At 71.1% G+C, this 19495-nt stretch carries 19 protein-coding genes and 1 pseudogene; 4 read left to right on the forward strand and 16 right to left on the reverse strand.

Annotated elements, in window-relative coordinates:
• Positions 1–163: 163 nt before the first annotated feature.
• The 9 genes and pseudogenes from ACZ592_RS17450 to ACZ592_RS17490 all read right to left on the reverse strand — a co-directional run bounded on the left by ACZ592_RS17450 (position 164) and on the right by ACZ592_RS17490 (position 8862).
• Positions 164–904: a DUF3159 domain-containing protein gene (locus tag ACZ592_RS17450; RefSeq protein ID WP_471582403.1), complete on the reverse strand. Its 741-nt coding sequence runs from the start codon at positions 902–904 to the stop codon at positions 164–166.
• A gap of 3 nt (positions 905–907) precedes the next feature.
• The gene (locus tag ACZ592_RS17455; protein ID WP_471582404.1) at positions 908–1306 is read right to left on the reverse strand and encodes an OB-fold nucleic acid binding domain-containing protein; all 399 of its coding nucleotides are present in this window, start codon (positions 1304–1306) and stop codon (positions 908–910) included.
• Positions 1307–1412: 106 nt separating this feature from the next.
• A complete protein-coding gene (locus tag ACZ592_RS17460; RefSeq protein ID WP_471582405.1) occupies positions 1413–2096 on the reverse strand; it encodes a response regulator in 684 nt (227 codons plus the stop codon).
• Positions 2097–2182: 86 nt separating this feature from the next.
• On the reverse strand, positions 2183–4729 hold the full coding sequence (locus tag ACZ592_RS17465; RefSeq protein ID WP_471582406.1) for an ATP-binding protein: 2547 nt from the start codon (positions 4727–4729) through the stop codon (positions 2183–2185).
• Positions 4730–4886: 157 nt separating this feature from the next.
• Positions 4887–5213, reverse strand: a pseudogene (locus ACZ592_RS17470) (ATP-binding cassette domain-containing protein); the annotation flags it as partial.
• Positions 5214–5400: 187 nt separating this feature from the next.
• Positions 5401–6633 carry an alginate lyase family protein gene (locus ACZ592_RS17475; protein WP_471582407.1) on the reverse strand — a complete coding sequence of 411 codons (1233 nt, stop codon included), beginning with the start codon at positions 6631–6633 and terminating at the stop codon, positions 5401–5403.
• 321 nt (positions 6634–6954) lie between these two features.
• Complete coding sequence (locus ACZ592_RS17480; protein WP_471582408.1) at positions 6955–7719, reverse strand: DUF3710 domain-containing protein; 765 nt, start codon at positions 7717–7719, stop codon at positions 6955–6957.
• Between the two features lies 1 nt (position 7720).
• Positions 7721–8278: a dUTP diphosphatase gene (dut, locus tag ACZ592_RS17485; RefSeq protein WP_471582409.1), complete on the reverse strand. Its 558-nt coding sequence runs from the start codon at positions 8276–8278 to the stop codon at positions 7721–7723.
• On the reverse strand, positions 8278–8862 hold the full coding sequence (locus ACZ592_RS17490) for a PaaI family thioesterase (RefSeq protein WP_471582410.1): 585 nt from the start codon (positions 8860–8862) through the stop codon (positions 8278–8280). The genes dut and ACZ592_RS17490 overlap by 1 nt, the downstream gene beginning before the upstream one ends.
• Positions 8863–8920: 58 nt before the next feature.
• Here ACZ592_RS17490 and ACZ592_RS17495 point away from each other — a divergent pair, with 58 nt between their 5' ends.
• A complete protein-coding gene (locus tag ACZ592_RS17495; RefSeq protein WP_471582411.1) occupies positions 8921–9373 on the forward strand; it encodes a DUF3093 domain-containing protein in 453 nt (150 codons plus the stop codon).
• A 12-nt stretch (positions 9374–9385) separates the two neighbouring features.
• On the opposite strand, the gene ACZ592_RS17500 is transcribed toward ACZ592_RS17495, so the two are convergent.
• The 4 genes from ACZ592_RS17500 to ACZ592_RS17515 all read right to left on the reverse strand — a co-directional run bounded on the left by ACZ592_RS17500 (position 9386) and on the right by ACZ592_RS17515 (position 12934).
• Positions 9386–10324, reverse strand: a complete 939-nt coding sequence (locus ACZ592_RS17500; protein WP_471582412.1) for a hypothetical protein — start codon at positions 10322–10324, stop codon at positions 9386–9388.
• A 13-nt stretch (positions 10325–10337) separates the two neighbouring features.
• Complete coding sequence (locus ACZ592_RS17505) at positions 10338–10634, reverse strand: DUF4193 domain-containing protein (protein WP_030357326.1); 297 nt, start codon at positions 10632–10634, stop codon at positions 10338–10340.
• A gap of 392 nt (positions 10635–11026) precedes the next feature.
• Positions 11027–12274 (reverse strand): sensor histidine kinase, encoded by a 1248-nt coding sequence (locus ACZ592_RS17510; RefSeq protein WP_471582413.1) that lies wholly within the window; start codon positions 12272–12274, stop codon positions 11027–11029.
• Between the two features lie 6 nt (positions 12275–12280).
• Positions 12281–12934, reverse strand: a complete 654-nt coding sequence (locus ACZ592_RS17515) for a response regulator transcription factor (RefSeq protein ID WP_055563081.1) — start codon at positions 12932–12934, stop codon at positions 12281–12283.
• 361 nt (positions 12935–13295) lie between these two features.
• Between ACZ592_RS17515 and ACZ592_RS17520 the strand changes: the two genes are divergently transcribed.
• Positions 13296–13469, forward strand: coding sequence for a hypothetical protein (locus ACZ592_RS17520; protein ID WP_471582414.1), 174 nt, complete (start codon positions 13296–13298; stop codon positions 13467–13469).
• A gap of 92 nt (positions 13470–13561) precedes the next feature.
• Here ACZ592_RS17520 and ACZ592_RS17525 read toward each other — a convergent pair whose 3' ends face one another.
• On the reverse strand, positions 13562–14359 hold the full coding sequence (locus ACZ592_RS17525) for an inositol monophosphatase family protein (protein WP_471582415.1): 798 nt from the start codon (positions 14357–14359) through the stop codon (positions 13562–13564).
• A gap of 9 nt (positions 14360–14368) precedes the next feature.
• Complete coding sequence (locus ACZ592_RS17530; RefSeq protein WP_471582416.1) at positions 14369–15496, reverse strand: ferrochelatase; 1128 nt, start codon at positions 15494–15496, stop codon at positions 14369–14371.
• A 166-nt stretch (positions 15497–15662) separates the two neighbouring features.
• Here ACZ592_RS17530 and ACZ592_RS17535 point away from each other — a divergent pair, with 166 nt between their 5' ends.
• Both ACZ592_RS17535 and ACZ592_RS17540 read left to right on the forward strand, forming a co-directional pair.
• Complete coding sequence (locus ACZ592_RS17535; RefSeq protein WP_471582417.1) at positions 15663–16907, forward strand: MFS transporter; 1245 nt, start codon at positions 15663–15665, stop codon at positions 16905–16907.
• Positions 16861–18186: a D-arabinono-1,4-lactone oxidase gene (locus ACZ592_RS17540; RefSeq protein WP_471582418.1), complete on the forward strand. Its 1326-nt coding sequence runs from the start codon at positions 16861–16863 to the stop codon at positions 18184–18186. Before ACZ592_RS17535 ends, ACZ592_RS17540 begins: the two co-directional genes overlap by 47 nt.
• Before the next feature lie 19 nt (positions 18187–18205).
• On the opposite strand, the gene ACZ592_RS17545 is transcribed toward ACZ592_RS17540, so the two are convergent.
• A complete protein-coding gene (locus ACZ592_RS17545; RefSeq protein WP_471582419.1) occupies positions 18206–19450 on the reverse strand; it encodes a hypothetical protein in 1245 nt (414 codons plus the stop codon).
• Between the last annotated feature and the right edge of the window lie 45 nt (positions 19451–19495).

The following is a 19495-nucleotide window of genomic DNA, read 5'->3' on the forward strand; positions in this document are numbered from 1 at the left end:
CGGGCGGCTGCGGACCGCCCTGGCTCGGGGGCGCAGTTCCTCGCGCCCCGGGGGCGGGCGCCGAGCGGCGCCCTTGCCGTCCGCGCCCACGAGGGCTGCCGCGCCAGCCGGGCCGGCAGGCCTGAGCGGACGCCGGACGCCGGACGCCGGACGCCAGACCGCTCTATGCGTCGCGGCGTTCCCGTTCCCTCTCCGCCTTGCGGTCCTCCTCTGCCTTTTCTGCCGCTTCCATCTCCGCGAAGACGTCGATCGGCGGCGGGGCCTTCGCGAGGAAGACCCAGGTCAGGTAGACGGCGAGCAGGAACGGAGGGATCTTGAGGGCGACCAGGACCCAGCCGAACTGGGTCGTGTCGCCCCACCAGTACAGGGGGAAGAGGACCGCGCACTTGGCGAGGAGGATCAGGCCCCAGGCCCAACTGGCCTTCGCGTACGCCTTCTTGCGGCCCGGGTTGCGGGTGCGCCAGGAAAGGTTCTCCTTGAAGACCGGGCCGAGGATGAGGCCGATCAACGGGACGCCCGCGAGGGTCGTGATGATGTACGCCAGGGCGAGGCCCAGGGTGTAGAGCATGCCCGGCAGGTAGAAGTCCTTCGCGTTGCCGGTCATCATCGCGAAGACCACGCCGAAGGCGACGCCGAAGACACCGCTGAAGGCGTGCTTGACGGTGTCCTTCATGACCAGGCGGACCACGACGAGCACCAGGGACACCGCGAGGGCCGCGATGGCCGACATGTGCAGGTCCTTGTTGATCGTGAAGATGGTCACGAAGAGCAGGCCGGGGACGACCGTCTCCACCATGCCCCGCACGCCGCCGAAGGCTTCGAAGAGCGCTGCCTCGGTCACGGCCCGGGAATCGGCGTCCTGATCCGTCTTCCCTTGGTCCGTCGGCTTGTCGAGGGACGTCACCGGCTACTCCCGTCCGAGGGGTCTGAGTTCGTATTTCGGGTTGAAGAGCACCCGGCGGCCCCGGCTCATCGAGATCCGGCCCGATGCGATCAGCCTGCGCCCCGGTTCGATCCCGACGATGGAGCGCCTGCCGAGCCACACCACGTCCAGTGCCGCCGAGCCGTCGAACAGCTCGGCCTCCAGGGCGGGAACCCCGGCGCGTGGTCGCAGAGTGACCGTGCGCAAGGTACCAGTAACGGTGACGATCTGGCGGTCGTGGCAGTCGCCGATACGGACACAGCCCGCTGTCTCCGCGTCCTCCCGCAGCTCCTCCGACTCCAGATCCTCCTGGGAGGAGGAGAGCCGGTCGAGCATGCGCCGGAAGCGGCCCGCCGGCTTTTCGGAACCAGGAACAGCACTCATGCAAGAAGCGTACCGGGGGGTGACGACAGTACCGAAAGGGGTGCGCTCATCTGTGCTTATGTCCGCTCACTACCCGTTCGGAGGCCGACTGAAGCAACCGATCCGGTCACTTCTCGAACCGGTATCCCATTCCGGGTTCGGTGATGAAGTGGCGCGGATGCGCCGGGTCCGTCTCCAGCTTGCGGCGCAACTGCGCCATGTAGACCCGGAGGTAGTTCGTCTCCGTGCCGTACGAGGGCCCCCAGACCTCCTGGAGCAGCTGCTTCTGGCTGACCAGGCGGCCGGTGTTGCGCACCAGGACCTCCAGGAGGTGCCACTCCGTGGGCGTCAGACGTACGTCGCGGCCCCCGCGGTGGACCTTCTTGGCGGCCAGGTCGACGGAGAAGTCCCCGGTGTCGACCATGACGTCGTCGTCGCCCGCCCCGGTGGGCTCCGCCCTGCGGACGGCGGCGCGCAGCCGGGCGAGGAGCTCGTCCATGCCGAACGGCTTGGTCACGTAGTCGTCGGCACCCGCGTCCAGCGCCTCGACCTTCTCGTCCGAGCTGTGCCGGGCGGAGAGGACCAGGATCGGGACGCGCGTCCAGCCGCGCAGTCCCCTGATGACCTCCACGCCGTCCATGTCGGGCAGACCGAGGTCGAGCACGATCACGTCGGGGTGGCGGGCGGCGGCGACCTGCAGCGCGGTGGCGCCGTCGGGGGCCGCGTCCACCTCGTACTTGCGCGCCTTCAGGTTGATCACGAGGGCGCGTACGATCTGCGGCTCGTCGTCGACCACGAGCACCCGGGTCATGCTTGCCTGCCTTTCCGGCTTCTGGTTCGGGGTCACTGCGTGACCGGGGCGGTTCGGGGTCGTGAGGCGACCCGTGCGGTCCTGGATCACGACGTGACCCGGGCCGAGAGCTCGGGGCTGAGGGGCGGGCGTCCGGCCGCCGCCCGCAGCGTGAGGACCATGGTGAGGCCGCCGCCGGGGGTGTCCTCGGCGGCGAGGGTGCCGCCCATGGCCTCGACGAAGCCGCGGGCGACCGCGAGGCCGAGGCCCACACCTGCGCCCCGCGGAGCGTCACCGTATCGCTGGAAGGGCGCGAAGATGCGGTCCTTGGCGCTGTCGGGGACGCCGGGGCCGCGGTCCACGACGCGGATCTCGACGCGCTCGCCGAGCGCGCTGGCGGAGACCTTCACGGCCGCGCCCTCGGGGGCGTACTTCACCGCGTTCTCGACGATGTTGGCGACCGCCCGCTCCAGGAGGCCCTTGTCGACGGCGACCATCGGCAGGGTCTCGGGGATGTCCAGCTCCGCGCTGCCGTCGGGTACGCCGCCGAGCGCCATCGGCACGACTTCGTCGAGGTCGATCTCGCGGATCAGCGGGGCGACCGTGCCGGTCTGCAGCCGGGACATGTCGAGGAGGTTGCCGACCAGGTGTTCGAGGCGGTCGGCGCCCGCCTCGATGCCCTCCAGGAGCTCCGCCTCGTCCTCCTCGGACCACTCCACGTCGTCGGAGCGCAGCGAGGACACGGCGGCCTTGATGCCGGCGAGCGGGGTGCGCAGGTCGTGGCTGACGGCGGCGAGCAGGGCGGTGCGGATGCGGTTGCCCTCGGCGAGCGTGCGGGCCTGGTCGGCCTCGGACTGCAGGCGCTGGCGGTCCAGGACGACGGCGGCCTGCGCGGCGAACGCGGCCAGCACGCGGCGGTCGGCGGCGGGCAGGACCCGGCCCGACAGGGCGAGGGCCATGTGGTCGCCGACGGGCATGTCGACGTCGGCGTCCTCGGGGCGTCCCAGCGGACGGCCGTCGCCGACGCGTCCCGCGCAGGTCCAGGGGTCGGTGTCGCCCGCCCGTTCCAGCAGGGCCACGGACTCCATGGCGAAGGTCTCCCTGACGCGCTCCAGGAGGGCCTCCAGGCTGGTCTCGCCGCGCAGCACGCTGCCGGCGAGGAAGGAGAGTATCTCCGCCTCGGCCCGCAGCCGGGCGGCCTGGTGGGTGCGCCGGGCGGCGAGGTCCACGACCGAAGCCACCGACACGGCGACGCCCACGAACACCGCGATCGCGACGATGTTGTTGTTGTCGGAGACCGTCCACAGGTGCAGGGGCGGCGTGAAGTAGTAGTTGAGCAGCAGCGAGCCGAAGGCCGCGGAGGCGAGCGCCGGGAGCAGCCCGCCCACCAGCGCGGCGGCGACCGTCAGCGTCAGGAACAGCAGCATGTCGTTGGCCAGGCCGAGGTCGGCGTCGACATGGGTGAGCAGCAGCGTCAGGAGCGCGGGCCCCGCGACGCCGACCAGCCAGCCCCAGATGGCGCGGGAGCGGCCGAGGCGCGCCCCGCGGGCGACGGGCAGGCCGCGCCCCTTGGCGACCTCGCCGTGCGTGACGATGTGCACGTCCAGGTCCGGGCCCGATTCGCGGGCGACGGTCGCGCCGACGCCGGGTCCGAAGATGTACTGCCAGGTCTTGCGGCGCGAGGAGCCGAGGACGATCTGGGTGGCGTTGACGCCACGCGCGAAGTCGAGGAGCGCGGCCGGTATGTCGTCGCCTATGACGTGGTGGAAGGTGCCGCCGAGGTCTTCGACGAGGGTGCGCTGGACGGCGAGTTCCTTGGGGGACGCGCCGGTCAGGCCGTCGCTGCGGGCGATGTAGACGGCGAGGATCTCGCTGCCGGAGCCCTTGGCGGCCATCCGGGAGGCGCGTCTGATCAGCGTGCGGCCCTCGGGGCCGCCGGTCAGGCCGACGACGATGCGCTCACGGGCCTGCCAGGTGGAGCGGATGTTGTGCTCGCCCCGGTACTGCTGGAGGTATTCGTCGACGCGGTCGGCGACCCACAGCAGCGCGAGCTCGCGCAGCGCGGTGAGGTTGCCCGGCCGGAAGTAGTTGGACAGGGACGCGTCGATGCGGTCGGACTTGTAGATGTTGCCGTGGGCCATGCGGCGGCGCAGCGCCTGGGGCGACATGTCGACCAGCTCGATCTGGTCGGCCCTGCGCACCACCTCGTCCGGCACGGTCTCGCGCTGGCGCACGCCGGTGATCGACTCGACGACGTCACCGAGGGACTCCAGGTGCTGGATGTTCACCGTCGAGACGACGTCGATGCCGGCCGCCAGGAGCTCCTCGACGTCCTGCCAGCGCTTGGCGTTGCGCGAGCCGGGGACGTTGGTGTGGGCGAGCTCGTCGACCAGGGCGACGGCGGGGGCGCGCGCCAGGACCGCGTCCACGTCCATCTCGGTGAAGGCCGTGCCCCGGTACTCCAGGTCCTTGCGGGTGACCTGTTCCAGGCCGTGCAGCATCACCTCGGTGCGCGGCCTGTCGTGGTGCTCCACGAAGGCGATCACGCAGTCGGTGCCGCGCTCGATACGGCGGTGCGCCTCGGAGAGCATGGCGTACGTCTTGCCGACGCCCGGTGCCGCACCGAGGTAGATCCGAAGCTTGCCGCGTGCCATGGCCCCATTGTCTTCCTGAAACTGCTGTGTACGCAGCGTCGACCTTACGGCCAACAATTCCGGCAATAGGGACGAGGCGGTACGGGGGTGCCGTCCTTGACACAACCCTGATGCGCGCGGGTGCGCGCCGCACCGTCGCCCGCGGCCTCCTCGGAGGTCAGAGCGCGACGACCTCGCCGTCGCGCGGCTCGAGGACCCGGTCGGCCAGGTCGAGCAGCGTGGCGTCGTGCGTGGCGGCCAGGGCGGTGACGCCCTCGCTGCGGACGACGGCGCGCAGCAGCTCCATCACGGCGAGCCCGGTTCCCGCGTCGGGCCGGCCGGTGGGTTCGCCGGTGATCAGGAGGGCGGGCTTGTTGGCCAGGGCACGGGCGATGGCCACGCGCTGCTGCTGCCCTCCGGAGAGCTCGCCGGGCCGCTGCCGCGCGTGGCCGGCGAGGCCCACCAGGGCGAGGAGGAGGGCGACGCGCTCCTCGCGCGCGCAGGGGGCCGATGAAGGTCCTCAACGACGACCATGTCGTCCGCGCCCACTGCCACCGCTCACTCCCCCGGTACGCCCCTGGGTGCGCAGGGGCGGGGCGCCAGTATCGTCACCGCGCGTCCGGCCCGACAAGGCCCGATAAAGCCGGACAAGTCCTGGCAAAGCCGCCGAGGCAAGGCCGCCGAGGGACCGATCAGCGCGGATTGCCCGCGTGCGTCAGGGTTTCCCAGGCGACGAAGAGGTTGTTGGAACCGGCGGGACGGTTCTGCTCGGTGAGTTTCTGGGTGTTGGTCATGGCATGGCCGAGGCGCCCCGCGAGGGCGTTGTAGCCGACCTCGGTGACGGGGCCGAGGCCGCGGTGGACCGTGCCCTTGCAGAGCGAGGCGGGGGGCGCCTCGCCCAGCTCGTACTTGGCCTGGAAGCCGAGGCCCTGGCGCAGCCGCTCGCCGACGTCCGTCCCGTACAGGTCCTGGCCCTGGATACGGCTGGTCTCGGCGACGTGGGAGATCGCGGAGAGGCCGTAGCCGGTGTGGGTGAAGTCGCGGCAGGTCTCCTGGGTGAGCCCGGGGGTGAAGGTCCCCTGGCCCTGCCAGTACTTGACGATCTTGTCGCGGGTGTCGAGGTGCTGGCTGGGCACGGTCTTCGGCAGCGCCCCGTCGGAGGCGAGGTAGACGTACGCGGCCGTCCGCGTGCGGAACGTCGCCATCGCCTTGTCGTACGACGCCTTGTCCTCGAGGAAGACGGAGATGCCGACGGCCGCCTCCATCATCGACAGCTCCCAATTGCCGTTGGAGTTGGAGCCGTTGATGATCTCCGGGAGGTAGACGGTGCGCAGCATCGTCGCGAAGCGGCCGGAGTTCGCCCAGCTCCCGGCGTACGTGTACTTGATGATCTCCGCGGCGCGCGGCCAGCTCGATCCCGCCCAGCCGGTCTGCAGCGGGGCGTTGCTGTTGGTGTGGTCCTTGATCGTGCCCGACCAGGCGTCCATGAGCTCGATGGACTTCTTCGCGTAGCGCTCGTCACGCGTGATGTACCAGGCCAGGGCGGTGGTGTACGCGGCTATCGCGTCCTCGCGCTCGTCGGTGCACCCGTAGTTGGGGTCGGAGTAGGAGCCGCACTCCACGACCGCGCGGGGCTTGGCGGTGCGGGAGAGGGAGGCGTACTTGCTGGCCATCATCTGGTCGTAGGCGGACTTCCAGGGCTGGGCGCCGGCCGTGACCTTCTCGCGGGTGAAGTCCAGCTGGCCGCGGGAGACGGTGACGCCGGGGTGGACGAAGGCCGCGGGCGCCGCCTCGGCCTTGCCGGCACCGGGCCAGGCCACGAGTCCGGCGACGAGGGCGGCCGCCACGGAGCCGACCGCGGCTCCCAGGGAGAGGCGCACTCTGCGACGGCGGCGGGGGCGTGCGGAGGTGGGGGCGTACGGCATGGAGGGGACCATCCGTTCTCTCTGCGAGGTCTTGTGTTCTCGTATATGAACGGCAAGCGCCTTTCTGAACACGCGTGTTGGCCCGTGACCATAGGTACGGACCTGCCTTCCGTCAAGGCGTGAAGCAAGAGACCTCACCCGAAGTCGCCGGACCCGCCCCCTCCGGCGACCTCATGGCCACCCCGCTCCGTCCAGCCACGTGAACGACCACTCCAAAGACCTTCATCCCACGCACAAAAAAGTGGCCCGCGACGGATCCGGACGAGCCGGAACCCTCACGGGCCACTCAACAGCTGAGAAGTCGTCGCCCCCTGGCGGAGGTCAGCGCACCTCGGTGATCTCGGGACCGCGCTGCAGCTGTCCCATGCCGCCGGAGAAGCGCGAGCCCTCCTGCCGCTCCTGCTGCACGCCCTCGGCGACCATCTGGGCGTCCTCCGGCAGCTTCAGGACGATCGGGTCGCGCGGCGCCATCGGACCCTCGCCCCGCACCACGACGGTGTCCCGGAAGATCTGCTCGAGGAGGCCGGCGGCCTGCGGCTGCACCGCGCCCTGTCCGGAGATCACGCCGCGCAGGAACCAGCGCGGGCCGTCGACGCCGATGAAGCGCACGACCTGCACGCCGCCCGTGCCGTCCGGCAGCTGCACCGGCACCTGGGCGCGCAGCTCCCAGCCGAGGGCACCCTCGACCTCGTCGATGACGCCGCCCTGCTGGGTGATGCCCGAGGCGATCTCCTCGCGGACCTCGCCCCAGATGCCCTCCTTCTTGGGGGCGGCGAAGCCCTGCAGCTGGATGGCGCTGTCCTGGAGCACGACGGTGGCCGCGACGATCGCGTCGCCCGCGACCTCCACCCGCAGCTCCATGCCCTCGACGCCCGGCACGAAGAGCCCACCGAGGTCCACGCGGCCCTCGCCGGGCTCCCGGACCTCGGCGAGGTCCCAGGGGCCGTCGGGACGGGGCTCGGGCTCGAGCCTCACGCGCGAGGGCGCGACGTCGGACCGGTCAGCACCGTCCACGCCGTCGACGACCTGCTCGTCCGCGCCCGCCGCGTCCTCGGCGGCACTGTCCTTCTTGCGACGTCCGAACACGTCACTGTCCTTCCCGGTCGGATACGACCGATGCGTATCGATTCCCACCCGTTTGTTCGGCCGAGCTCACGCCCGAGCCGATGCCCACGGCGGCATGGCCGCCGGTGGACCCGAAGCCCCCCTCGGCCCGCGCCGATTCGGGAAGCTCCGCCACCTCGTGGAAGCGGACCTTCTCGACCTGCTGGACGACCAGTTGGGCAATCCGGTCGAAACGCTCGAACCGCACGCTCTCGCGCGGGTCGAGATTCACCACGATCACCTTGATCTCTCCACGGTACCCGGCATCCACCGTCCCCGGGGCATTCACCAGAGCGACACCACAGCGGGCGGCGAGGCCCGAACGGGGGTGCACGAAGGCCGCGTACCCCTCGGGGAGCGCGATGGACACCCCGGTGGGCAGGACCGCCCGCTCGCCGGGGGCGAGTTCGCACGTCTGTGTGGTCCGCAGATCGGCGCCCGCGTCGCCGGGCTGCGCGTACGCCGGCAGCGGCACCTCGGGGTCGACGCGCCTGATCAGTACGTTCAGCTCGGTCGAGCCGGTCAGGGGGGTGGAGGGCATCACGGGTTCACCTCGAAAGCGCGGGCGCGCCGGACCTGGTCCGGGTTGCTCATGGCGGCCTGGATCTCCTCCGGCCTGCCGTTGTCGATGAAGTGGTCGACCTTCACCTCGATGAAGAGGGCGTCGGCGCGGACCGCCACGGGTCCGTCGGGGCCGCCGAGCCGCCCGGTGGCGGTCGAGTAGATCTTCCGCCCGGCGACGGCGGTGACCTCGGCCTCCAGGAAGAGCACGGTGCCCAGCGGCACCGGCCGCACGAAGTCCGTCTCCAGCCGTCCGGTCACGGCGATCACGCGCAGCAGCCAGTTCAGCGAGCCGAGCGTCTCGTCGAGAGCGGTGGCGAGAACACCGCCGTGGGCCAGGCCCGGGGCGCCCTGGTGCGCCTCGCGCACGGTGAACTCGGCGGTGATCGCCACGCCCTCACCGGCCCGCGACTCCAGGTGCAGTCCGTGCGCCTGCCCCTCGCCACAGCCGAAACAGTGCTCGTAGTGGGCGCCGATGAGCTCACCGGGGGCGGGCGCGTCGGGGTGGCGGACGGGCGCTATGGCGTCGGCCGGGGGCGTCAGAGCTGCAGATGTACCACTCACAGGCGCAGACCTTACCTCCGCGTCAGCGCGGCAACCGCACCGTGCCAAGCTTGGTTCCATGCAGCCTTACGAAGAACGCCTGACCGCGCCCCGTTCGTGGTGGTTCACCTCGGTCCTGGTGGGCGTCGCGATGGCCCTGATCCTGCTGCCGTTCGGCACGCTGCCGCTCCTCGGCGGCCTGGTCGGCGGCACGGCCGTGGCGGCGGTCGTCACCAGCGCGTACGGCGCGGTGCGGATCCGTGTGGTGGCGGGCTCGCTGGTCGCGGGAGACGCGAAGATCCCGGTCTCCGCCCTGGGTGACGCGGAGGTCCTGACGGGCGAGGAGACCCGCGCCTGGCGCACCTACAAGGCCGACCCGCGCGCCTACATGCTGCTGCGCGCCTACATCCCCACGGCGCTGCGCGTGACGATCACGGACCCCGACGACCCGACGCCGTACGTGTACGTCTCGACGAGGCACCCGGAAGAGCTGGCGGCCGCGCTGAAGTCGGTGCGGGAGAGCGCCGCGTAGGCGGCGGCGGGCTCAGCGCCCCAGTTCCTTGGGGATCTCCCCCATCCGCAGGGGGTTGTCCGGCTTCTCCAGGGGCGGCAGTTCCGGCAGCGCGTCCCACGGCACCTGGTTCTTGCGCAGGTCCTGGCGGATCTGTGCGGCCAGCTTCTTGGTGTCCCTGCGATTCATGACCGCGCCGACCGCGGCGCCCACCATGAAGGGCATGAGGTTCGGCAGGTTGCGGACCATCCGCTTCATGATCTGCTGGCGCAGCTCGCGCTTCATCTGGCCGCCCAGCGCGGCGTTGAGGGTCGCGGGCTTCGCGACGTCGATGCCGCGCTCCTCGGACCACGAGTTCAGATACGCGGTGCTGCGCTGCCCGAGCGTGCCGTCCGGGCGCATGCCGTAGACCTCGTGCAGCTCGGCGATCAGCTTCAGCTCGATGGCGGCGACGCCGGTGATCTCCGCCGCGAGCTCGGCGGGCATCGCGGGCGGCACCGGCAGCATCGCCGCGGCCCCCACTCCCGCGCCCACCGTGGACGTGGCGTTGGCCGCGCCCGCGACGAGTTTGTCCGCGAGCTGCTCGGGGCCAAGGCCCGGGAACTGCTTGCGGAGGGTCGCCAGATCCCGGACCGGGATCCGCGGGGCGTTCTCGATGAGCCGGTCGGCGAGAAAACCGATGCCGGCCTTGGCGCCGCGCCCGCCCTTGCGCACGCCTTCCTTCACTCCGACCGTGACGGCGGCAACGCGGCTGACCCTGGACCCGGCCTTGCCGGTCCCAGAGGCCCTGGGTGCCTTGTCCACCGCCGTCTCGTCCGGCCGCGCCTCCAGGGCGTTCGCCGGTTCGAGCGAGGCTTCTCCGCTTGCGGAAGAGCCTCGCCCGTCGTCATGCGCGCCGGCGTCCTGGACGCCGGCTTGGTCCGCTCCCCACCTGCGGAAGCGGCGCTTCCTGGACGGGGTCGAGCCAGTCACGGCCGACCCCGCCTCAGTCGCAGTCGCGGCAGATCGGCTGGCCGTTCTTCTCGCGGGCCAGCTGGCTGCGGTGGTGGACCAGGAAGCAGCTCATGCAGGTGAACTCGTCCTGCTGCTTCGGGAGCACGCGCACGGCGAGCTCCTCGTTGGAAAGGTCGGCGCCGGGCAGTTCGAGGCCCTCTGCGGCCTCGAACTCGTCGACGTCGACCGACGAGGTCGACTTGTCGTTCCGCCGTGCCTTGAGTTCCTCGATGCTGTCCTCGTTGACGTCATCGTCGGTCTTACGTGGGGTGTCGTAGTCCGTTGCCATGTCGCTCTCCCCCTCTGGGTGTCTGCGGTGTCTCCAGCGCACGTAACGCGTGAGAGGCCGGACTTGTGCCCGACCCGAGGCGGAGATTTTGCCTCACATCAAGGTCTGTTACTCAATCGACACCCAACCGCACCCCTGAAGAGGTGATCAGGTTGGATGGCGATCGGACCGTACACGGTCCGAATGTCGCACTTCACGGGCGCCACCCCGTGTACTTCCCGTGATCAAGACCCCCGAAAACCCGGATTTTCCCGGCTTTCCGACGACTTTCACGATCACAGAGAGTAGATGGCCGAAAAATCGCCTCTGTGATCGATCGCACACATCCTCCTCGGGGGGAACCCCCGAAAATTCAGCGCAAAGCGAACACATCAACTGCCCGCGGCAGCATCTCAGAGAGGCAAGGTGACTCGCATCACGAGGCCACCCCCCTCACGCGGCTCCGCGATGATACGGCCCCCGTGGGCCCGCGCCACCGACCGGGCGATCGACAGGCCGAGTCCGACCCCCTTGTCGCTGCCCGTGCGCTCGGTCCGCAGCCGCCTGAACGGCTCGAAGAGGTTGTCGATCTCGTACGCGGGGACCACCGGTCCCGTGTTCGACACCACCAGGACCGCCTGACCGTGCTGGGCCTCCGTGGTGACCTGGACCCAGCCGTCGTCCGCCACGTTGTACCTGACGGCGTTCTGGACGAGGTTCAGGGCGATCCGCTCCAGGAGGACGCCGTTGCCCTGCACGACCGCCAGACCCCGCTCCCCGCGGATCTCCACGCCCTTCGCGTCGGCCTCGGCCCGCACCTGGTCGACGGCGCGGTTGGCGACCTCGGCGAGGTCGACCGGTTTGCGCTCCACGATCTGGTTGTCGCTGCGGGCGAGCAGCAGCAGGCCCTCCACGAGCTGCTCGCTGCGCTCGTTGGTGGCGAGCAGCGTCTTGCCGAGCTGGTGGAGTTCGGGTGGCGCCCCGGGGTCGGAGAGGTGCACCTCCAGGAGCGTGCGGTTGATCGCCAGGGGCGTGCGCAGCTCGTGCGAGGCGTTGCCGACGAAGCGCTGCTGGGCGGTGAAGGCCCGCTCGAGGCGGTCCAGCATCTCGTCGAAGGTGTCCGAGAGCTCCTTCAACTCGTCGTCGGGTCCGTCCAGTTCGATGCGCCGGGTCAGGTCCGTGCCGGCGACCCTGCGCGCGGTGCGCGTGATGCGTCCGAGCGGCGAGAGGACCCGTCCCGCCATCGCGTAGCCGAACGCGAAGGCGATCACGGCGAGGCCGAGCAGGGCCAGCAGCGAACGGCTGAGGAGGTTGTCCAGGGCGTTCTGGCGCACCTGGTTGACGCACTCGTTCAGCGCGTGGTTGAGCTCCGTCTCGCTCGGGTGCTCGGGGAGCCCCTGGAAGTTGGCGCAGGTGCTGCTGCTCACCGTGGACTTGCCGGTGACCCTGAAGGGCAGGTCACTGCCCACGTTCAGGGCCTGCGCGGCGAGCAGGTAGATGATCGAGAGCAACAGGATGCCCGCGATCAGGAACATCCCGCCGTACAGCAGCGTGAGGCGTATGCGGATCGTGGGGCGCAGCCACGGGAAGGGCGGTTCGACCTTCCTGGGGTCCCAGGTCGGCTTCGGGGGCGCGGCTGGTGGCGCCGGGGTCGCGGCCACCGCGGATCAGATCCGGTAGCCGGAGCCGGGCACCGTCACGATGACGGCGGGCTCACCGAGCTTGCGGCGCAGGGTCATGACGGTCACCCGGACGACGTTCGTGAACGGGTCCGTGTTCTCGTCCCAGGCCTTCTCCAGGAGCTGCTCCGCGGAGACCACCGCGCCCTCGCTGCGCAGCAGCACTTCCAGGACGGCGAACTCCTTGGGGGCCAGCTGGATCTCCTTGCCCTCGCGGAAGACCTCGCGGCGGTTGGGGTCGAGCTTGATCCCGGCGCGCTCCAGGACGGGCGGCAGCGGCACGCTGGTACGCCGTCCCAGCGCACGCACGCGTGCCGTGAGCTCGCTGAACGCGAAGGGCTTGGGGAGATAGTCGTCGGCGCCGATCTCCAGGCCCTCGACGCGGTCGCTGACGTCGCCCGACGCGGTGAGCATCAGGACGCGGGTCGGCATGCCGAGTTCGACGATCTTGCGGCAGACGTCGTCGCCGTGGACGAGCGGGAGGTCCCGGTCGAGCACCACGACGTCGTAGTCGTTGACACCGATGCGCTCCAGGGCGGCCGCTCCGTCGTACACGACGTCGACGGCCATGGCCTCCCGGCGCAGTCCGGTGGCCACCGCATCGGCGAGCAGCTGCTCGTCCTCGACGACGAGTACGCGCACGTCGCTGTCCTTCCTCTGTGCCCCTGCGGGCAGGTCTGTCGTGGGGTAGGCCTCCATCCTGCCCCTTTCGGCCATAAACCGGCTGTAAGACGGCCTGTCGAGGTTCTCGGGGCGCGGGAATGCCTGATTTTCTCCGGCGGTTGAGGTTTCTGCGGAAGGGAGCCAGGGGAGGACGGCCTTACACCCGCGATCACGCTTTGTATGTGGCACGCCACGAACCGCGCCCACCCGTCGCCCGACCACCCCCGGTGGAGGCGCTCCACGCCACGGAGTCGGATGGAGCGGCTTGGACGTGATCGCCCCTTCCTTGAGGGCACACCCCCGTGCCATCGACCCACGACCCAGCCGAGGGGGCGCAACCATGGACGCATTCACAGCAGGCCTGCTGCAGCGCATAAAGGCCACGGAGTCCGACCTCACGATGGCCCGTGAGACGGGAGACGACTTCCTTGCCGAGGTCGAGCTGGCGGAACTGGAAGATCTCCACCGCCTGGCCGCCGAGCACGGTGTCGAGGTGGGCGTGCTCCACGCCTGACCGACCCTCCTGCAAGACCTACGCGAAAGGGCCCGCACACCCCTTGACGAAGGTGTGCGGGCCCTTTCGCGTACGCCGACACCCCGGCGGGGTCAGTCGCGCCAGGCGCCGAGGTCCTCCAGGATGCCCTGGAGCGTCTCGAAGAGGGCGGGCGGGGCCGCGACGGCCAGCTCGCCCGACAGGGGCTCTCCGGGGCGGCCACCGGTCAGCGCGCCCGCCTCCCGGGCGACGAGGTCACCGGCCGCGAAGTCCCAGGGGTTCAGGCCCCGCTCGTAGTACGCGTCGAGCCGGCCCGTCGCGACGTCGCACAGGTCGATCGCGGCCGACCCGGCGCGCCGGATGTCCCGCACCCGGGGGATCAGGTGGCGTGCCACCTCGGCCTGCTGGGCGCGGCGCTCGGCGAGGTAGCCGAAGCCCGTGCCGATCAGGGCCTGTTCGAGGGCGGGGGCGGGGCGCACGCGCGTGGGTGTGTCGTTGACGTGGGCGCCCTCTCCGAGGACCGCGCGGTAGGTCTCGCCGCGCATCGGGGCGTGCACGACCCCGACGAGCGTCTGACCGTCCTTGCGGGCGGCGATGGACACGGACCAGTCGGGGCGGCCGTAGAGGTAGTTCACGGTCCCGTCGATGGGGTCGATGACCCACTGGACGCCGCTGGTGCCCTCGGAGCTCGCGCCCTCCTCGCCGAGCACGCCGTCGGCCGGCCTGCGCTCGGCGAGGAAGTCGGTGATCAGCTTCTCGGAGGCGATGTCCATCTCGGTGACGACGTCGACGGCGCTGGACTTGGTGGCGGCGACACCCAGGTCGTCGGGGCGTCCTTCGCGCAGGAAGGTGCCCGCGCGGTGCGCGGCCTCCAGGGCGACACCGAGGAGTTCTGCCTTGAGGTCGGTCACGTCGGTTCCTTACGCGTACGGGCTGTCGGCGCCCGCGGCCGCGGGCTTGGGGGTGCGGGCGGGGCAGCAGCCCACCGGGCACAGGTCGTGGCTCGGGCCCAGCGAGCCGAGGACGCAGGGCGCGACAGGGGTGCCGCTCTCCGCGGCGGCGCGCTCCAGGACCAGGTCCCTGATCGCCGCGGCGAACCGCGGGTCGGCGCCGACGGTCGCCGAACGGCGCACCGGAAGGCCGAGCTCCGCCGCCTTGGCCTCGGCCTCGGTGTCGAGGTCGTACAGGACCTCCATGTGGTCCGAGACGAAGCCGATGGGGACCATGACGACCGCGGGCGCCCCGGCCGCGTGCCGCTCCGCCAGGTGGTCGCAGATGTCGGGTTCGAGCCACGGGATGTGCGGGGCGCCGCTGCGCGACTGGTAGACGAGCTGCCAGGGGTGCTCGACGCCGGTCTCCTCGCGGACGGTATCGGCGACGACGCGGGCCACGTCCAGGTGCTCGGCGACGTACGCGCCGCCGTCGCCGTGGTCCTCGGTCCGGCCCGAGGTGTCCGCCGCGGCGTTCGGGATGGAGTGCGTCGTGAAGGCCAGGTGCGCGCCCTCGCGCACGTCGTCGGGGAGCTCGGCGAGGGACTTCAGGACGCCGTCGACCATGGGGCGCACGAAGCCGGGGTGGTTGAAGTAGTGCCGGAGCTTGTCGACCTTCGGCGGCTCCAGGCCCTCGGACTCCAGGACGGCGAGGGAGTCCGCGAGGTTCTCGCGGTACTGGCGGCAGCCCGAGTACGAGGCGTACGCGCTGGTGGCGAGGACCAGGATGCGACGGTGGCCGTCGGTGACCATCTCGCGCAGGGTGTCGGTCAGGTAGGGCGCCCAGTTGCGGTTGCCCCAGTAGACCGGCAGGTCGAGGCCGTGCTCCACGAAGTCCTTGCGCAGGGCGTCGAGCAGGGCGCGGTTCTGGTCGTTGATCGGGCTGACCCCGCCGAACAGGAAGTAGTGCTGCCCCACCTCCTTGAGCCGCTCCTTGGGGATGCCGCGTCCGCGCGTCACGTTCTCCAGGAACGGGACGACGTCGTCCGGGCCCTCGGGGCCGCCGAACGAGAGGAGCAGCAGGGCGTCGTACGGAGTGGGATCCAGCGCATCGGACATGCAGTCGATCCTGCCACCCGCCACCGACAGCCGGAAAACGGCCTCCGCCGATCGGAAAATCACGGTGCGTCCCGCCACCCCGGAGCCGTAAGCTGTATCGGCCACCTTCACGCCTTACCCGGAGCTGCCGCCCGTCCGCGGCGCCCGGAGCCTCAGCGGAGTCCACGTGCCCAGCCCTTACCGCGCCATCTTCGCCGCCCCCGGCACGAAGGCCTTCTCCAGCGCCGGGTTCCTCGGCCGCATGCCGCTGTCGATGATGGGCATCGGCATCGTGACCATGGTGTCCCAGCTGACCGGCCGGTACGGCCTGGCGGGTGCCCTGTCGGCGACCGTCGCGCTGTCCGCCGCCGCGATCGGGCCGCAGATCTCGCGCCTGGTGGACCGGCACGGCCAGCGCCGGGTGCTGCGGCCCGCGACGCTGGTCTCCCTGGCGGCGGTCGCCGGGCTGCTGCTCTGCGCGAAGTTCGAGGCACCCGACTGGACGCTGTTCGTCTTCGCCGCCCTGGTCGGCTGCGTGCCGAGCGTCGGCTCGATGATCAGGTCGCGCTGGGCCGTCCTGTACCGCGACACCCCGCAGCTCCACACCGCGTACTCCTTCGAGTCGGTGGTGGACGAGGTCTGCTTCATCTTCGGGCCGATCATCTCGATCGGGCTCTCCACCGTGTGGTTCCCGGAGGCCGGTCCCCTGCTGGCCGGTGTCTTCCTCGCCGTGGGCGTCTTCTGGCTGACGGCGCAGCGGGCCACCGAGCCGGTGCCGCACTCGCGCGAACACCACTCCAAGGGCTCGGCGTTGCGCTCCGTGGGGCTGCAGGTGCTCGTCGCCACCTTCGTCGCGACCGGCGCCATCTTCGGGTCGATCGACGTGGTCACCGTGGCGTACGCGGAGGACCAGGGCCACAAGTCGGCGGCGAGCCTGGTCCTCGCGGTCTACGCGCTGGGCTCCTGCCTGGCCGGCGCGGCCTTCGGGCTGCTGCACTTCAAGGGGGCACCGGCCCCCAGGTGGCTGCTGGGTGTCTGCACGATGGCCGTGAGTATGATCCCGCTTCAACTGGTCGGGAACCTTCCGTTCCTGGCCGTGGCGCTGTTCGTGGCGGGCCTGTCCATCGCACCGACGATGATCACGACAATGGCCCTCGTCGAGCAGCACGTACCACGCGCGAAACTGACCGAGGGCATGACGTGGGTGAGCACCGGACTCGCGGTCGGTGTCGCGCTCGGCTCCTCCGCGGCCGGCTGGGTCATCGACGCCGCGGGATCGGACGCCGGGTACGCGGTGCCGGGCGTCTCCGGGGCCGTCGCGGTCGCGGTGGGATTCCTTGGGTATCGCCGGCTGAAGCGGCCGGTTCCACAACGGGGAGGGACCCATGAGTACGCGCACGGGCAGCGGGAAAAGCACACCGACGTGGCGTAACTGGGCGGGCAACGTCGCCGCGCGGCCGGTCCGCGAGGTCACTCCCGCCTCGGTGGACGAGCTGGCCGCCGCGCTGCGCCGGGCCAAGGAGGACGGCCTCAGGGCGAAGCCCGTCGGCACGGGCCACTCCTTCACGGCGACGGCCGCGACCGACGGCGTGCTCATACGCCCCGGCCTGCTCACCGGCATCCGCGGGATCGACCGCGCGGCGGGCACGGTCACCGTCGAGGCCGGCACCCCGCTGAAGCGCCTGAACGCGGCGCTCGCCCGTGAGGGCCTGTCCCTCACGAACATGGGCGACATCATGGAGCAGACGGTCTCCGGTGCCGTCAGCACCGGGACGCACGGCACGGGCCGCGACTCGGCCTCGATCGCCGCCCAGATCAGGGCGCTTGAGCTGGTCACCGCGGACGGCACGGTACTGACGTGCTCCGCGGACGAGAATCCCGACGTCTTCGCGGCCGCCCGCATCGGGCTCGGCGCGCTCGGCGTGATCACCGCGATCACCTTCGCCGTGGAGCCGGTCTTCTACCTCACGGCCCGCGAGGAGCCGATGACCTTCGACCGGGTCACCGATGAGTTCGACGCGCTCGTCACCGAGAACGAGCACTTCGAGTTCTACTGGTTCCCGCACACCGGGAACTGCAACACCAAGCGCAACAACCGCAGCCCCGGCCCTGCGGCCCCGCCCGGCAGGATCAGCGCGTTCGTCGAGGACGAACTGCTCTCCAACGGCCTCTTCCAGGTGGTCAACTCCCTCGGCCGTGCCGTGCCCGCGGCCATCCCCGGCATCGCCAAGGTGTCCAGCAGGGCGCTCTCCGCGCGGACGTACACGGACATCCCCTACAAGGTCTTCACCAGCCCGCGCCGAGTGCGGTTCATGGAGATGGAGTACGCGGTTCCGCGCGAGGCCCTCGTGGAGACCCTGAGCGAGCTGAAGGCGATGGTGGACCGCTCGCGGCTGCGGATCAGCTTCCCCGTGGAGGTCCGCACGGCCCCCTCGGACGACATCGCGCTCTCCACGGCATCGGACCGGGAGAGCGCGTACATCGCCGTCCACATGTACCGGGGCACGCCCTACCAGGCGTACTTCACGGCCGCCGAACGGATCTTCACCGCGCACGAGGGGCGGCCGCACTGGGGCAAGGTGCACACGCGCGACGCGGAGTACTTCTCCAAGGCGTACCCCCGCTTCGCCGAGTTCACGGCCCTGCGCGACCGCCTCGACCCCGACCGCCTGTTCGGCAACGACTACCTGCGGCGGGTCCTCGGCGACTGAACGGCTCCGTGGACGCCCGCTACGGAGTGGGCGTCCCGCCCTTCTGGGCACCCTCGCCGGTCCCCGTACCCGTTCCGTTCGACGGCGTGGGCGTCGGGGCGGGCGGGGTCGTCGGATCCGTCTTGGAACCGTCGTCCCCGGAGTCGTCGCCCTTGTCCTTGTCGGGGTCCGTGCCGGTGCCCTTGTCCGGGTCGTCCTTCGAGCCGGAGCCGGTGCCGTCGCCCGATCCCTTGTCGGTGCCGTTGCCCGTGCCGCTGCCGGGGGTCTGGTCGCCGGGCCCGTTCGGGTCCTGCGACGCGTTCCCGTCACCCTGCTGCGAGCCGTCGCCCGTCCCTGCGGTGCCGTTGTCCGAGGGCTGCTCGGACGGTTCCTCGGAGGGCGTGGACTGCCGGTCCTGGGAGCTGTTCCTGCCCGAGAAGCCGTTGCTGATGCTGGTGCCCTTGCCGCCGCTGAGGTCATGCCCGGACACCAGCTCGTACGTGGTGATGCCGGCCATGGAGACACCGAAGACGACGGCCGCCGCGATCAACGGCCGCTTCCAGCTGCGGATCCGCGCGCGGTGCGTGGTGCCCTCGGTGAACTCGTCCGGCACCGGGGCGTGCCCTGCGGAGCCCCCGGTGCGCAGCACGCGCGTGGCGTCGTCGCGGGGCACCGCGCGGGTGGCGTCGACCGCCCCGAGGAACTGGGTCCGCTCGGCGTCGGCGCCGGTGCCCACGGAGGGCAGCATCGTGGTGGCGTCCGCGTCTCCCGCGGCGGGCGGCACGGACGCGGGGTCCGTTCCCGCGGCGGGCAGCACGGTCGTCGGGTCCGCGTCGTCGACCGTGGGCAGCAGCGTGGTCGCGTCGGCCTCGGCGTCCGGTGCTGCGGCCTGCGGCCTGCCCCACGTCGTGGTCACAGGCCCGGTGGCCCCCCGGGCTCCGGTGTACGCGGCGGTCCTGAACGTCTCGGGCACCGGCACCGGCACCGCCCCCGGCACCGGGACCTGGCGGGCCCTCGGCTTGGCCTGCACCGTGACGTCACGTATCTGCTCGCCCGTGCGCCTGAAGAAGTGCTGGAAGACCGTGCCGCCACAGGTCGCGATCGCGCTCACGACACCGGCGCCGAGGATCGTCCCGTACACACCGAGGTTCGAGGCGAGCTTCGCCGCCACGACCGCGGCGATGGCACTCCCGGCCACCTGCGGAACGCTCAGATCGAGGCGCCGCTTCTCGCCCGGCTCCTCCTGGTCCTTCGACTCCTTGCCGGAATCCGGCTTTTCACGCATCTCCGACCCTTGCCTCCCTTTCACGACTGACTGCACGAGAAAGGG

The organism is Streptomyces sp. NPDC040622, from assembly GCF_055593965.1.